A 280-nucleotide genomic window follows, 5' to 3' on the forward strand; every position below is an offset into this window, starting at 1 on the left:
ACCTAGCATATGCTGACTACCATAACCCTCTGGATTAATCTGCAAGTAGGCATTCATCTGCCCAATCGCATCACCGTCATCACTGGCTAAGATCTGACCTTTAATCAGTTCAACGGGTGGCAGTGGTAAGTTTTTGAGTAATGCCAAGCGCTGATCGTTATCACCCCTCTTGACAACCAATTCAATTAGCTGACGCGCATCAATCGGCAAATCTGGCGTATTTTGTGCCATTAATGCTAGGTGATAAGCACCAGCCGTGTCTTGATCCGCAACGACACGC

The 280-nt window shown here is 47.1% G+C and carries 1 protein-coding gene; it reads right to left on the reverse strand.

The window, feature by feature from the left end; translation table 11 throughout:
- Positions 1-280, reverse strand: a 280-nt coding sequence (locus tag AAEZ03_RS26990) for a hypothetical protein (RefSeq protein WP_350582883.1), incomplete at both ends; no start/stop codon positions are given.

Source organism: Pseudomonas sp. HY2-MNA-CIBAN-0224 (assembly GCF_040310285.1).
GTDB lineage: Bacteria > Pseudomonadota > Gammaproteobacteria > Pseudomonadales > Pseudomonadaceae > Aquipseudomonas > Aquipseudomonas helleri.